The organism is Roseovarius sp. THAF8, assembly GCF_009363735.1.
GTDB lineage: Bacteria > Pseudomonadota > Alphaproteobacteria > Rhodobacterales > Rhodobacteraceae > Roseovarius.
On the sequence record NZ_CP045410.1, the window covers coordinates 2,229,936 to 2,242,859 of the forward strand.

14 protein-coding genes are annotated in these 12,924 nt (G+C 65.6%); 9 read left to right on the top strand and 5 right to left on the bottom strand.

Annotated elements, in window-relative coordinates:
* The first annotated feature begins 19 nt into the window (after positions 1-19).
* Positions 20-1,354 carry a pitrilysin family protein gene (locus FIU85_RS10920; protein ID WP_152496913.1) on the top strand — a complete coding sequence of 445 codons (1,335 nt, stop codon included), beginning with the start codon at positions 20-22 and terminating at the stop codon, positions 1,352-1,354.
* The gene (locus FIU85_RS10925; RefSeq protein WP_152496914.1) at positions 1,351-2,664 is read left to right on the top strand and encodes a pitrilysin family protein; all 1,314 of its coding nucleotides are present in this window, start codon (positions 1,351-1,353) and stop codon (positions 2,662-2,664) included. The genes FIU85_RS10920 and FIU85_RS10925 overlap by 4 nt, the downstream gene beginning before the upstream one ends.
* A 239-nt stretch (positions 2,665-2,903) precedes the next feature.
* Here FIU85_RS10925 and FIU85_RS10930 read toward each other — a convergent pair whose 3' ends face one another.
* From FIU85_RS10930 to FIU85_RS10945, 4 genes are read right to left on the bottom strand one after another with little or no spacing between them, the layout of a single operon-like run.
* Positions 2,904-3,803 carry a helix-turn-helix transcriptional regulator gene (locus FIU85_RS10930; protein ID WP_152490722.1) on the bottom strand — a complete coding sequence of 300 codons (900 nt, stop codon included), beginning with the start codon at positions 3,801-3,803 and terminating at the stop codon, positions 2,904-2,906.
* A 55-nt stretch (positions 3,804-3,858) separates the two neighbouring features.
* Positions 3,859-4,671 carry a substrate-binding domain-containing protein gene (locus tag FIU85_RS10935; protein ID WP_254701894.1) on the bottom strand — a complete coding sequence of 271 codons (813 nt, stop codon included), beginning with the start codon at positions 4,669-4,671 and terminating at the stop codon, positions 3,859-3,861.
* Between the two features lie 33 nt (positions 4,672-4,704).
* A complete protein-coding gene (locus FIU85_RS10940; RefSeq protein WP_152490720.1) occupies positions 4,705-5,460 on the bottom strand; it encodes an ATP-binding cassette domain-containing protein in 756 nt (251 codons plus the stop codon).
* The gene (locus FIU85_RS10945) at positions 5,453-6,160 is read right to left on the bottom strand and encodes an ABC transporter permease (RefSeq protein ID WP_152496915.1); all 708 of its coding nucleotides are present in this window, start codon (positions 6,158-6,160) and stop codon (positions 5,453-5,455) included. The genes FIU85_RS10940 and FIU85_RS10945 overlap by 8 nt, the downstream gene beginning before the upstream one ends.
* Before the next feature lie 158 nt (positions 6,161-6,318).
* Between FIU85_RS10945 and tsaA the strand changes: the two genes are divergently transcribed.
* Genes tsaA through FIU85_RS10970 form a run of 5 tightly spaced genes read left to right on the top strand, consistent with a single transcriptional unit; the run spans position 6,319 to position 10,463 of the window.
* Positions 6,319-6,789, top strand: coding sequence for a tRNA (N6-threonylcarbamoyladenosine(37)-N6)-methyltransferase TrmO (gene tsaA / locus FIU85_RS10950; RefSeq protein WP_152496916.1), 471 nt, complete (start codon positions 6,319-6,321; stop codon positions 6,787-6,789).
* 33 nt (positions 6,790-6,822) lie between these two features.
* On the top strand, positions 6,823-7,614 hold the full coding sequence (locus tag FIU85_RS10955; RefSeq protein WP_152496917.1) for a molybdate ABC transporter substrate-binding protein: 792 nt from the start codon (positions 6,823-6,825) through the stop codon (positions 7,612-7,614).
* A gap of 1 nt (position 7,615) precedes the next feature.
* A complete protein-coding gene (locus FIU85_RS10960) occupies positions 7,616-8,644 on the top strand; it encodes an iron ABC transporter substrate-binding protein (RefSeq protein WP_172978863.1) in 1,029 nt (342 codons plus the stop codon).
* Positions 8,617-9,639 carry an iron ABC transporter permease gene (locus FIU85_RS10965; protein ID WP_152496919.1) on the top strand — a complete coding sequence of 341 codons (1,023 nt, stop codon included), beginning with the start codon at positions 8,617-8,619 and terminating at the stop codon, positions 9,637-9,639. The genes FIU85_RS10960 and FIU85_RS10965 overlap by 28 nt, the downstream gene beginning before the upstream one ends.
* Positions 9,639-10,463, top strand: coding sequence for an ABC transporter ATP-binding protein (locus tag FIU85_RS10970; protein ID WP_172978864.1), 825 nt, complete (start codon positions 9,639-9,641; stop codon positions 10,461-10,463). The genes FIU85_RS10965 and FIU85_RS10970 overlap by 1 nt, the downstream gene beginning before the upstream one ends.
* Here the strand turns inward: FIU85_RS10970 and FIU85_RS10975 are convergent.
* Positions 10,418-10,627 carry a molybdopterin-binding protein gene (locus FIU85_RS10975; protein WP_152490713.1) on the bottom strand — a complete coding sequence of 70 codons (210 nt, stop codon included), beginning with the start codon at positions 10,625-10,627 and terminating at the stop codon, positions 10,418-10,420. The genes FIU85_RS10970 and FIU85_RS10975 overlap by 46 nt on opposite strands.
* A gap of 111 nt (positions 10,628-10,738) precedes the next feature.
* Between FIU85_RS10975 and FIU85_RS10980 the strand changes: the two genes are divergently transcribed.
* On the top strand, positions 10,739-11,893 hold the full coding sequence (locus FIU85_RS10980; RefSeq protein WP_152496921.1) for a putative sulfate/molybdate transporter: 1,155 nt from the start codon (positions 10,739-10,741) through the stop codon (positions 11,891-11,893).
* Positions 11,894-11,998: 105 nt separating this feature from the next.
* Positions 11,999-12,886: a LysR family transcriptional regulator gene (locus tag FIU85_RS10985; protein WP_152496922.1), complete on the top strand. Its 888-nt coding sequence runs from the start codon at positions 11,999-12,001 to the stop codon at positions 12,884-12,886.
* Positions 12,887-12,924 lie beyond the last annotated feature (38 nt).

Below are 12,924 nucleotides of genomic sequence, written 5' to 3' on the forward strand. Positions count from 1 at the left end.
TGACCTCAGGGGGTTCTTCATGCGCAACTGGCTGTCCGGCCTATACTTTTGTTTTCTCGTCGCGACTCCGGCCTTCGCCGACGACGCGGTAACCACGTTCAGCCTCGACAACGGCATGGATGTCGTGGTGATCGAGGATCACCGCGCCCCGGTCGTGGTCCAGATGGTCTGGTACCGCGCCGGTTCCGCCGACGAAAAGCCCGGTGTCTCGGGCGTCGCCCATTTCCTCGAACACCTGCTTTTCAAGGGCACCGAAACCATGGAGCCGGGCGAGTTCTCGGCCACCGTGGCGCGCAACGGCGGCTCGGACAACGCGTTCACCAGCTATGACTACACCGCCTATTTCCAGCGTGTCGCCGCCGACCGGCTGGAGCTGATGATGAAGATGGAAAGCGACCGCATGGTCAATCTCCAGCTCGACGAGGAAGACATCCTGACCGAACGCGACGTCATCATCGAGGAACGCAACCAGCGCATCGAGAACAACCCCTCCGCGCTTTTCCGCGAACAGCAGGGCGCGGCCCAGTATCTCAATCACCGCTACGGCGTGCCGATCATCGGCTGGCAGCATGAAATGGTCGATCTCTCGCTCGACGACGCGCTGGACTATTACCAAACCTACTACGCCCCGAACAACGCCATCCTCGTCGTGGCCGGCGACGTCGATCCCGGCCAGGTGCGCGATCTTGCCGAAACATATTACGGCGTGATCCCCGCCAACCCGGATCTGCCCGAGCGCACCCGCGCACAGGAACCGCGCCAGCTTGCCGAACGGCGGATCTACTACCAGGATGCCCGGGTCGCGCAGCCGTATCTTCAGCGCTCCTACCTCGCCCCCGAGCGCGACAGCGGCGATCAGGAAAAGGCCGCGGCCCTGACGATCCTGGCCGAGGTTCTGGGCGACGGCACCACCTCGATCCTGAACGAGAAGCTGCAATTCGATTCCCGCGTCGCGGTCTATTCCGGCGCCTATTACGGCGGCCTCTCGCTGGACGACACGACCTTCAACCTCACCGTGGTCCCGGCCCCCGACGTCACCCTCGAAGACGCCGAAAAGGCGATGGACGACGTGATCGCCGGGTTCCTCGAAGACGGGTTTTCCCAGGAACGGCTCGACCGGATCAAGACCCAGGTGCGCGCCTCGGAAATCTACGCCCGCGACGACGTCAGCGCGCTGGCCAACCGCTATGGCCGCGGCCTGACCCAGGGGCTGACGGTCGAGGATATCCAGGCCTGGCCCGACATCCTGGAACAGGTCACCGTCGATGACGTCATGGCCGCCGCACGCGATCTCTTCGCGCAGGACAACAATTCCGTCACGGGATACATCACCGCACAGGAGGTGACTCAATGATCCGCTTGGTTCTTGCCGCGTTCATGCTGTTCACCGCGCTGCCCGCGCGGGCGGACGTCGACATCCAGGAAATCACCACGCCCGGCGGCATCGACGCCTGGCTGGTCGAGGATCACTCGATCCCCTTCGTCGCGCTGGAGTTGCGATTTCGCGGCGGCACGTCTCTCGATGCGCCTGGCAAACGGGGCGCCGTCAACCTGATGACCGGCCTTCTCGAGGAAGGCGCCGGCGATCTCGATGCCCGTGCCTTTTCGCGCGCGGCGGACTCCCTTGCCGCGTCGTTTTCCTACGACGCCGGGCCGGATTCGCTTTCGGTGTCGGCCCGCTTCCTGACCGAGAACCGCGACGACTCCATGGCGCTTCTGAAGGACAGCCTTGTCGAGCCGCGCTTCGACGAAGAGGCCATCGAACGGGTTCGTGCGCAGATCCTGTCAATCATCCAGTCCGACGCGAAGGACCCGCAACAGATCGCGCGCGCTCGGTTCGACAGCCTGGTCTACGGGGATCATCCCTATGGCAGCGACGAAAACGGCACCGCCGACAGCGTCGGCGCCCTTAGCCGCGAGGATATCGTCGCGGCGCATCGGGCGACCCTGGCCCGCGACCGTCTCTATGTCAGCGCGGTGGGCGACATCGACAGCGAAGAGCTCGCGTCGCTGCTCGACACGCTTCTCAGCGACCTGCCCGAGTCCGGCGCGCCCCTGCCCGATGACGCCACGCTCAACCTGCCCGGCGGAATCAAGGTCGTCGATTACGCGACGCCGCAATCCATCGCCATCTTCGCGCAGCCCGGCCTGGAACGCGAAGACCCCGATTTCTTTCCGGCCTTCGTGCTCAACCACATCCTCGGCGGCGGCGGCTTCGAAAGCCGGCTGATGACCGAGGTGCGCGAAAAGCGCGGGCTGACATATGGGGTTTATTCCTACCTCGCCGACCGTGACGACGCGCAGGTCTGGATGGGCAGCGTCGCGTCCGCCAACGATCGCGTGGCCCAGGCGGTCGAGGTCATCCAGGCCGAGTGGCAGCGCATCCGCGAAGAGGGCGTGACCCAGGAGGAACTGGACGACGCCAAGACCTATCTCACCGGCGCCTATCCGCTGCGGTTCGACGGCAACGGCACGATTGCCAACATCGCCGTCGGAATGCAGATGGACGGCTTGGGGACCGAGTACATCGCCAACCGCAACGACAAGGTGAACGCCGTCACGCTCGAAGACGTCAACCGCGTGGCCCGGGAATGGCTCGACCCCGAGGCGCTGACATTCGTGGTCACCGGCCAGCCCGAAGGCCTGACCGACACACTGAACTGAAGCGTCACGCGCCCCGCCCCGGACCGTGCGGGGCGTTCATGACCTCGCAATATTCCGGTCGAACCGCACGGTCCGTTCACCTTTTTCATCGCCCGCCCGCCGCACCGCGGCGGTGTACGGGGGGTGCACGGGGGGTGCACGCGTGTCACCCCCCGTTTCCGGGCCTCGCGCCGGCGTTAACCCGCCCGTCCGGTGGTTCAGGATATCCTGGATTTGCCCCTTCCGGCGCGCGTCGCCCGCTACGCGTTCCACTGAACAGCGCCGAAACCCTCGATATCGTAGCCCCCATAGGCCTCCGCCCGCGCCCGGAAGGCATCCGAGCCACAGAAGGTCATAAGCGCCTGGAAAGGCGGCTCAAACCACGCCTTTCGGTCAACCAGCAACGCGAATTCCTCGTCGATGACAGGCACGAAATCCAGCCCGTAACTCCGCGCAACCGCTTCCAGCCCAAAGGTCGTATCCGCCGCCCCGCGCCGGACCGCCTCCACGGCCTCGTCCTCGGTCCTGGCGACCTCCGCCAGGTCCAGCGCGCCCAGGTCCAGCCCCTCCCGCTCCGCCAGGTGCCGCAACAGCGTATCCGTACCCGATCCCGCCTGCCGCGGAACAAGCCGAAACCCCTCAAGATCCCCAAGAGAATCAGGCACTTGCCCCCCGGGCCGGACCACGAGTCCACGCCGCCGCACCGCGAACCGCACAAGAACCGCATTCTGCCGCGAGGCCGCTTTCGAGACAGCGGGCACGTTCCAGAGATTGGTGGTGGCATCGAGGATATGCAGGCCCGCCGCGATGCCCTCGCCGGTGGTGAACCGTTCAAGCCCGTCATTCGAGCCGTCATGCAACGTGGCCAGCCCACAGCGCGACTGGCGGATCGCCCAGTCCAGCAAGGGGTCGTGACTGCCAAGCACGATGGGCGAGCGCGGCTTGGAAAGCTTGCCCTGCCCATCCCCCCCGCCCGACTGTGCCCGAGCGATCCAGGTCCGGATTTCGTTGGCCGGGAACAGCAGCTTTCCGGTCGCGCGCGAACACGGCACCGCGCCCGAAGCGGCAAGGTCATAAACCTTGCGTTCCTTGAGGCGCAGAAGCTCGGCCAGCTCCCTGACGGTCAGGTATTCGTGATCGGGAAGGTCAAGTTCGGCCATGGCACCTGATTAAGGATGTTGGGACGGCGGGTGCACCACCGCCCCGACATATCTATCAGTTTTCCGATGCGTTCGGGAAGAACAGTTGCTGGTCGGCCACTTTGTAGGCTGCGATCGCCTCCTGCCCTTCGTCCGAGACCAGCCAGTCGGCAAATGTCTGCGCGGCGTCCACGTTCACGCTGGGACACTTCTCGGGATTGACCGGAATCACCCCGTACTGGTTGAACATGTCCTCGTCACCCTCGACCTGGATCTGGTAGTCCTGCTTGTTGTCAAAGCTGATCCAGGTGGCGCGGTCGGTCATCACGTAGGCCCCCATGCCGATGCCGGCATTGAGCGTGGCGCCCATGCCCGAGCCGGTCTCGCGGTACCAGTCGCCGCTGGCCGCAGTGGGATCGACGCCGCTGTCGGACCACAGCGCCATTTCCTTCTTGTGGGTGCCACTGTCATCCCCGCGCGAGGCGAAAAGCGCACCCGCCTCGGCGATCTTGGACAGCGCGCCCTGCACGTCGTCCGTGCCGCCCACGCCCGCCGGGTCGCCCTCGGGGCCGACGATGACGAAGTCGTTATACATCAGGTCCGTGCGCGCGGTGCCGAACCCCGCTTCGACGAATTTTTCCTCGGACGGCTTGGCATGCACCAGCAACACGTCGCCATCGCAATTCTCGGCGTTCTTGATCGCCTGGCCGGTACCGACGGCCACGACGTTGACCTGGATGCCGGTCTTGTCCTGAAAGATCGGCAGCAAGTAGTCGTAAAGGCCCGAGTTTGCCGTCGAGGTCGTGGATTGCACGATGATCGACTGATCCTGCGCCCAGGCGCCGCCCGTGAGGGCCAGCACGACTGCGGCCGCACCGAATGATTTCATTTGCATGATGGATACTCCCTTTCGTGAAGTCTTTCAGACGACGATTTCGCCGTTCAGGTAGTCCCGCGCCGCCTTGCTCTGCGGTTCGGGAAAGAAGTCTGCGGCGCGGCTGTGTTCTGCGATGCCGCCACCGCTGAGAAACAGGATGTCGTCGGCCATGCGCCGCGCCTGCCCCATGTCGTGGGTCACAAAGACGATGCGCACGCCGCGCGCGCTGGCGTCCCGGACGATCTTTTCAATGGCCAAGACCGACGCGGGGTCGAGGCTGGCCGTGGGTTCATCGAGGAACAGCACTTCGGGATCCGCCGCCAGCGCGCGGGCCAGCGCCAGTCGCTGCGCCTCGCCCCCAGACAGGAGGCGCGCCGGCTGATGGGCCTTGTGGGCCAGCCCGACGTGATCGAGAAGCGCCGCGGCCCGCGCGCGGTCCTTGCCACGGACCTTCAGGACGAAATCGACATTGGCCGCCACCGACCGCCGCAGCAGAACAGGTTTCTGAAAAACCAGCGCCTGTCGCGCGGTGACGTCCCGCGGCCCCTGCCCGCGCCAGTCGATACTGCCCGAGGTCGGGGGAAGTAGCCCGTGCAAGAGCTTCAGCAGCAGGCTCTTGCCTGCGCCATTGGGGCCCATGACCATGGTGCAGCCGGAGGGCCCGAGATCAAAACCGACGCCATCGAGCACGGTCGTCTTGCCGAAGCGCAGACCGAGGTTACGCACCGCCAGCGGCAGGATCGCGGCAGGCCGCGCGGACGGGGCCAATTCGCGGCTCAGAGGAAGCGCCGCATCAGACATAGGCTTGCCGGGCCGCGGTCATGCGCACCGATTGCACGGCGGCATTGACGCCCAGGGCAATGATCAAAAGGATGATGCCAAGCGCCAACGCTAGCGCGAGGTCGCCCTTGGAGGTCTCCAGCGCGATTGCGGTGGTCATGACCCGCGTCAGGTGGTCGATATTGCCACCGACGATGATGACCGCGCCCACCTCGGCCACCGCACGGCCAAACCCGGCCAGCCCCACCGTCAGCAACGAATACCGCGCATCCCACAAAAGCGCTTGCACGGTCTGAAGCTTGGTCAGGCAAAGCGACCGGAATTGCTCGGCATACTCGGCGTGCAGATCTTCCAGCACCTGTCGTGACAGCGCCGCGACGATCGGGGCGATTAGGATGGTCTGGGCGATGATCATTGCGGTGGGCGTGTAGAGCAGCCCCAGAAAACCAAGCGGACCCGAGCGTGAGAGGTGAAGATAGACGAGCAGGCCGACGACCACCGGCGGAAGCCCCATCAGCGCGTTCATGACGATCAGGACGGCGTTGCGCCCGGGAAAGCGCCCGGTGGCCACCAGCGCTCCGATCGGCAGGCCGATCAGGCAGGCCAGCACGGTAGCCGTCAGGCTTACGCGCAGAGACAACAGAACGATTTCGATCAGATCCCCATCACCCGAGGCGACGAGGTCGAGCGCGAGGCCGAAAGCTTCTCCAATAGACTGCAAAATTTCCCACCTTGCAAATCTTACGTTCCCTCGCACACTATGCGATCCAACGGATAAAGTTCAAGTACGGCAATGCGTGAAAAGAAATTCTACGTTCCGACGACGGCTGCCTTGTTTCCTGCGCCGTACCGGGAACTGCAAAATTTACGGAGGTCGCCGTGAGTGGCTCTGACATTCGCCCCGGTGAGACAATCGTGGACCTGCCCGCTCCCGGCGACGCGGCGCTGCGCTTTATTGGCACGATCCACACGCCCTGGCTGCGGCGCGAGGACTGTCCGCGACAGGGCCGAAGCGACGGGCCGCAGTGCCGGATCGAGTTGGATCCAGTCTGGCGTCCTGCCCTGAAAGGGCTGGAAGACTACGAAATGATCGAAGTGCTTTACTGGCTGGACCGCAGCCGCCGCGATCTTGTTTGCCAAAGCCCGCGCAGCGACGGCGCGACCGTCGGAACCTTCGCCTTGCGCTCGCCGGTGCGGCCCAACCCTATCGGCACGTCGCTTGTCCGGTTGCTGAGCATCGAAGCAAACACGCTGATCGTGCGTGGCCTGGATTGCCTCGACGGCACGCCGCTGATCGACATCAAGCCTAACCGCTGCGCCTTTACCCCCGTGGCGCCCCCGAAATCCTGAACGATCCTGAAGACGAACAATGGGAAATTCACCATGCGACACGCATTCCTGCTGGCAGCGGCCCTCGGCCTCACGATGAACCAAGCCCAGGCGCAGGACCTCTCGCTTTACGCCGCGGGCAGCTTGAAAGCCGCACTGTCCGACGTGGCCGCGGACTTTGCCGAGACCTACGGCACGCCGGTCACGACCACTTTTGGTCCCTCCGGCCTGATGCGCGAACGGATCGAGGCGGGAGAGACGGCGCATGTCTTCGCCTCTGCAAACATGCGCCACCCCCGGACGCTGGAGAGCACCGGCAAGGGCGGCCCCGTCGCGCTCTTTGCCCGCAATCGCCTGTGCGGTCTGGCACGACCCGAGGTGGAGGCGACGTCCGAGACGTTGCTCGATGTCATGCTCGACGAAAACATCCGCCTGGGCACGTCCACGCCCAAGGCGGACCCGTCCGGCGATTACGCGTTTCAACTGTTCGACAAGTCCGGCCATGCCGACGCGCTCAGGGCCAAGGCCCTGCAATTGACCGGCGGGCCCGACAGCGCCACGCCGCCCGAGGGGCGCAACACCTATGCCTGGGTTCTCGACAGCGACCAGGCCGACCTGTTCCTGACCTATTGCACCAACGCCGTTCTGGCCCGCAAGGAAGTGCCGGACCTGCAAATCGTGCAGGTCCCCGACCCGTTGTCGGTGGGGGCCGATTACGGCCTGATTGTGCTTGATGGCGCCCCACCCGAGGCATCGAAACTCGCGCTGCACATCCTGTCGCCGGCGGGCCAGTCGGTCTTGGCGGAGTACGGTTTCGACGCCGCCGCGGTGCCGAAAGGAGAGTGACGTGAGATACCTGCTTCTGCTGCTGTTGCTGGTGGCGCTGCCGGTGCAGGCGCGCACGATCACCGACAGCGCCGGGCGGATCGTTGAGATTCCAGACGACGTGACCACCGTGTTTGCCGCCGGGCCACCGGCCGCCATCCTGCTATACATCATGAAGCCCGAGGCGATGACCGGCTGGCCCCGCGCCCTGCGTCCCGAGGAACGCGACTATATCGCCTCGCCCTATCGCGACCTGCCCGAAACCGGCCGCCTGACCGGGCGCGGCGGCGAGGCGAACCTGGAGCGCGTGCTGCAGATCGAGCCCGATCTGATCCTCGATTTCGGTTCGGTCAGGGACACCTATATCGACCTTGCGGACCGTGTGCAGGACCAGACCGGCATCCCGTATATCCTGATCGACGGGCGGTTCGAGAACACGCCCGCCGCGCTGCGCCTTCTGGGCGAGGCTGTGGGTGTGCCGGAACGCGGTGAGGCGTTGGCCGAAGACGTCGAGGCCACCTTTGCCCAGATCGACGCCATTCTGGAGGACGTCCCCGAGGAGGACCGCCCCCGCGTCTATCTGGCCCGTGGTCCCGAAGGGCTGGAGACGGGGATGAAAGGATCGATCAATTCCGAGATCATCGAGCGCGCGGGCGGGCGCAACGTGGCCGACGATGGCGGCGCGACGCGCGGTCTGGTGCAGGCGTCCATGGAACAGGTGATCGTGGCCAACCCGGACACCATCGTGACTTGGGACCCCAATTTCTTCGGCAAGGTCTTTGACGACCCGCTGTGGCAGGGCATCGATGCGGTCGAGGACGGGCGGGTCTACCTGTCGCCAACCGCCCCCTTCGGCTGGATCGACCGACCACCGTCGCTCAACCGGATAATGGGCCTGAGATGGATGGCCGGATTACTGTATCCTGACCGGTGGGAGGGCGATCTGCGCGCAGAGACCCGCGCCTTCTACGAACTCTATTATCATGTCGACCTGAGCGACGAGGAACTTGAAAGGCTGCTGGCATGGGCCGAGGGACGACCGCCGAACTGAAAGGCTCAAGGCCCGGCCTGACCTTGACCGGCGGCCTTGCCCTGAGCGTGGCCGTACTTGCCTTCGGCGCGGTCATGATCGGCCCCTATGGCCTGTCTCCGGGCCAGACACTGGCGGCATTGCTGGGGCAAGGAGAGAGCCAGGCCGAGATCGTGGTATGGAACATCCGCCTGCCCCGAGTCGGCGCGGCGCTGCTGGTGGGGGCGGCGCTGGCGGCAGCGGGGGCCAGTTATCAAGCGCTGTTCCGCAACCCGCTGGTGTCGCCGGATATCCTGGGCGTGTCCGCCGGTGCCGGGCTTGGCGCGGTTGCCGGGATTTTCCTGTCGCTGCCGGTGGCGGCGATCCAGGCGTCGGCCTTTGTCGGTGGCATGGCAGCGGTGGGCGTCGTGACGCTGGTGGCGTCGATGGTGCGCAACACCGACCGGACGCTGACGCTGGTGCTGATCGGCGTGGTGGTCGGCGCGCTGGCCGGGGCGGCGACGTCGCTCTTGAAGGTCATGGCCGACCCCTATGACCAGTTGCCGGCGATCACCTTCTGGCTTCTGGGCTCGCTGGCTGCGATCACCACCGAGGATATCGGGCCCGCCCTGCCCATGGTGCTGATCGGCCTCGTTCCGCTGGCCCTGCTGCGCTGGCGGATCAACGTCCTCAGCCTCGGCGACGAGGAAGCGCGCGCGCTGGGCGTCGAGGCCGGGCGCACGCGGTTCCTGGTAATCGCCGCCGCCACGCTGATCACCGCGAGCGTCACGGCGCTGGCGGGCGTGGTGGGCTGGGTCGGGCTGGTCATTCCGCATATCGCGCGGATGATCGTCGGCCCCGGCTTTGGGCGGCTCTTGCCCGCCTCGGTGCTGATCGGGGCGGGCTATCTTCTGATCGTCGACACGGCGGCGCGAACGATGGCGCAGGCCGAAGTGCCGCTGGGTATCTTGACCGCGGTGATCGGCGCGCCCTTCTTCGTCTGGCTGCTGGCCCGGGGCCGCCGGGGGTGGTCGTGATGCTGGAGGCACGGGACCTTGCCATAGGATACGGAAACGCGCAGGTGGGCGCGGAACTGCGCCTGTCGGTTCAGGCCGGAGATATTCTATGCCTGCTTGGCCCCAACGGGTGCGGGAAAACCACGCTCTTCCGCACCTTGCTGGGGCTGCTGCCGCCGCTGGCCGGTGAGGTCCGCCTAGGCGGCACGCCGATCTCGGCGCAGCGCCGCGCCGAGATTGCCCGGCGCATCGCCTATGTCCCGCAAGCCCATGCCCCGCCATTTCCGTTCGAGGCGCTGGAGGTGGTCCTGATGGGGCGCACCGCGCGGCTGGGGCCGTTTGCCCAACCGGGCGAGGCGGATCGTGATGCGGCACAAAAGGCCATGGATCAGCTTGGGATCGGCGACCTTGCCGCCCGCGATTATTCGCGCCTGTCCGGCGGTCAGCGCCAGCTTGTGCTGATCGCGCGGGCGCTGGCGCAGGACACGCCGCTTATCGTGATGGACGAGCCCACCGCAAGCCTCGATTTCGGGAACCAGGCACAGGTGCTGGCGCGGATCGCCAGGCTGGCGCAGGGCGCGTCGTCCGAGCGGCGCGGGATCATCCTGTCGACCCATGACCCCGACCAGGCCTTTGCGCTCAATGCCTGCGTCCTGCTGATGCACCAGGGCCGGATCATCGCCGACGGCCCGGCCAGCGATGTGCTGACCGCGCGCAACCTCAGCACGGTCTACGGCATCCCCGTGACCGTCGAGACCACCGGGTCAGGCCGAAAGGTCTGCCTGCCGTCCCTTCACCCTCAGTCGGACCCGACGATCACGTCCGACGCCTTGACGATTGCGTAGGCCGTCTTGCCGACCTCAAGCCCCAACTCCTCGACCGACGCATTGGTGATCATCGCTGTCACCATGGTGGCGCCGCCAACGTCGATCTGCACGGTCGCGTTGACCGCGCCCTTGTCGATGGCGGTCACGGTTCCGGCGAGCTTGTTGCGTGCGCTGAGTTTCATGGCTTGTATCCCCTGTCATCGTGAATTTCGTGCTGACGATATGAAGCACAAGTCCGATCTCAGCAACCCCACGCAGGTTTCGCAACGCCCTCAGCATCGGGAGCCGTTGCGATGAGGCGGCACGCGTCGGACCGGCTTCGCTTTGACCTGCGCGAAGTGAACGGGGCCCTGGGGGATCTCGGCACGCTGCTGCCGCTGACTATCGGGGCCATTGCCCTCGTGGGTCTGTCGGCGACACAGGTGCTGCTGGGCTTCGGCCTGTTTTACATCGCGACCGGCCTGATCTACCGGCTGCCGGTCCCGGTCCAGCCGATGAAGGCTATCGTCGCCGTGGCGCTGATGGTCGAGATCTCGCCGGCCTCCATCGCGCTCAGCGGAATGCTGATCGGCTCGGCACTGCTATTGCTGGGAGTAACGGGCATCATAGACCGCATCGCGCGCCTGGTGCCGCAATCGGTGCTGACCGGGCTTCAGTTGGGACTGGGCCTGGGATTGGCCTGGATATCGCTTGGGCTGATGGCCGGGCAGCCGCTCATCGGGCTGCTGTCGCTGGGGATTGCGGCTGCGGCGTTGCGGCTGGGGACACACGCGGCCCTGATGACGCTGGGTTTCGGCGTGACGGCGGGCCACTTCGTCGGTCACGAGGCCCTGCCCGATCTGGCTGGCGCTGCGGCTGCGGGCTGGCTGGCGCCGGTTCCAAACCTTGAAGACATGCGCATCGCCATTACCGACCTCGCCCTGCCGCAGCTTGCCCTGACCCTGACCAACGCGGTGATCCTGACCGCGATCGTGGCCCATGACAGCTATGGTGCGCGCGCCGCGCGGGTGACGCCGAAGCGTCTGTGCCTGACCTCGGGTATCGCCAACCTGGCCTTGTCCCCCTTCGGAGCGCTTCCGATGTGCCACGGCGCCGGGGGTGTCACGGCGCATCACCGTTTCGGCGCGCGCAGCGGCGGCGCGCCGGTGATGCTTGGGGCCGCGCTGCTGCTGGTGGCGCTGCTGCCGGAAGACCTGCGGCACATGGCACTGCTGGCGATCCCGTCCGCAACGCTGGGGGCCTTGTTGCTGGTTGCCGCGGTCGAGCTTGCCGCCAATCGCCGGCTGTTCGATGCCAGACCCTCTTGCAGGCCCGGCATCGCGATCACCGCGCTCGCGACGCTTCTGGGCAACCCGCTGATCGGGCTGATCCTCGGCACGCTTGCCGAGGCGGTTCGAAAGGCCGTTCTTGCCCACCTGTCGGACCAAAAAGCGGACCGCCCGCAATGACGACGCCACAGCGTTGGGCCCTGGTTTCGAGACAGCCGCGTCCGGAAAAGGACCGGCCATTCAAGATATCTATCAGGACGGCCGATTTCGATTGGCTTTACCCAAATGATTGACAAGCTGGAAATGTTCATCGCCGTGGCCAAGGAAGGCCATTTCGGTCGCGCGGCCTCCGGCCTGGGCATCACACAGCCGACCCTGTCTAACGGGATCAAGACGCTGGAAGACCAGCTTGGCGTGCAGCTGATCTTTCGCGGCTCGCGCTTTGGCGGGCTGACGCCGGAAGGCCAGACCGCGCTGGACTGGGCCAAGAAGATCGTCGGCGACACGCGGCAGTTGCGCGAGGAAATGCGGGTCAAGCGCGATGGCTTGTCGGGGCAGTTGCGCATTGCCGTCATTCCGACGGCCCTGACGGTGGCGGCGCGGCTGTGTCAGCGCTTCAATGCCAGGCATCCGAAGGTTCACTTCACCATACTTTCGCGCACGTCGATCGAGATCATGTCGATGCTCGACAACCTGGAGGCGGATGCGGGCATTTCCTATCTCGACAACGAACCGATGGGGCGGGTCAGTACCGAGCCGTTGTACGAAGAGCGGTACATGCTTGTGTGCACGAACGATTCCCCATTCGTGAACCGGCATAATGTCGCGTGGGAGGAACTGTCGGGTGAAAAGCTCTGCCTGCTGACCCCGGACATGCAGAACCGCCGCATCATCAACCGGAATTTCTCTGCGGCCAACGTCTCGCCGGAAACCTGCATCGAGTCGAACTCGACGATCGTCCTGGTGGCGAATGTCGAATCCGGCGGCTATCTGACAGTGCTTCCCGAGGAGCTGGCGCGCTTCCTCGTGGCCGGAAAGCCGCTGACCGTCGTGCCGCTGACGGGCCGCGAGCCGTCTCACGCGGTCGGCCTCGTGGCCCCGTTCCGAGAGCCCCATACCCCTGTTCTGGATGCCCTTCTGCGGACCGCGAGGAAGCTGTCGAAAGCGGATTGATAGCCTATCTCTATCGGTCGACCGATCTGCGATATTGT

What these genes read in the sequence shown, in the direction of transcription:
- FIU85_RS10920 (WP_152496913.1), top strand. Translation starts at nt 20, where the DNA reads ATGCGCAACTGGCTGTCCGGCCTATACTTTTGTTTTCTCGTCGCGACT.
- FIU85_RS10925 (WP_152496914.1), top strand. Translation starts at nt 1,351, where the DNA reads ATGATCCGCTTGGTTCTTGCCGCGTTCATGCTGTTCACCGCGCTGCCC.
- FIU85_RS10930 (WP_152490722.1), bottom strand. Translation starts at nt 3,803, where the DNA reads ATGGCCGAACTTGACCTTCCCGATCACGAATACCTGACCGTCAGGGAG.
- FIU85_RS10935 (WP_254701894.1), bottom strand. Translation starts at nt 4,671, where the DNA reads ATGAAATCATTCGGTGCGGCCGCAGTCGTGCTGGCCCTCACGGGCGGC.
- FIU85_RS10940 (WP_152490720.1), bottom strand. Translation starts at nt 5,460, where the DNA reads ATGTCTGATGCGGCGCTTCCTCTGAGCCGCGAATTGGCCCCGTCCGCG.
- FIU85_RS10955 (WP_152496917.1), top strand. Translation starts at nt 6,823, where the DNA reads ATGCGACACGCATTCCTGCTGGCAGCGGCCCTCGGCCTCACGATGAAC.
- FIU85_RS10965 (WP_152496919.1), top strand. Translation starts at nt 8,617, where the DNA reads ATGGGCCGAGGGACGACCGCCGAACTGAAAGGCTCAAGGCCCGGCCTG.
- FIU85_RS10970 (WP_172978864.1), top strand. Translation starts at nt 9,639, where the DNA reads ATGCTGGAGGCACGGGACCTTGCCATAGGATACGGAAACGCGCAGGTG.
- FIU85_RS10975 (WP_152490713.1), bottom strand. Translation starts at nt 10,627, where the DNA reads ATGAAACTCAGCGCACGCAACAAGCTCGCCGGAACCGTGACCGCCATC.
- FIU85_RS10980 (WP_152496921.1), top strand. Translation starts at nt 10,739, where the DNA reads ATGAGGCGGCACGCGTCGGACCGGCTTCGCTTTGACCTGCGCGAAGTG.
- FIU85_RS10985 (WP_152496922.1), top strand. Translation starts at nt 11,999, where the DNA reads ATGATTGACAAGCTGGAAATGTTCATCGCCGTGGCCAAGGAAGGCCAT.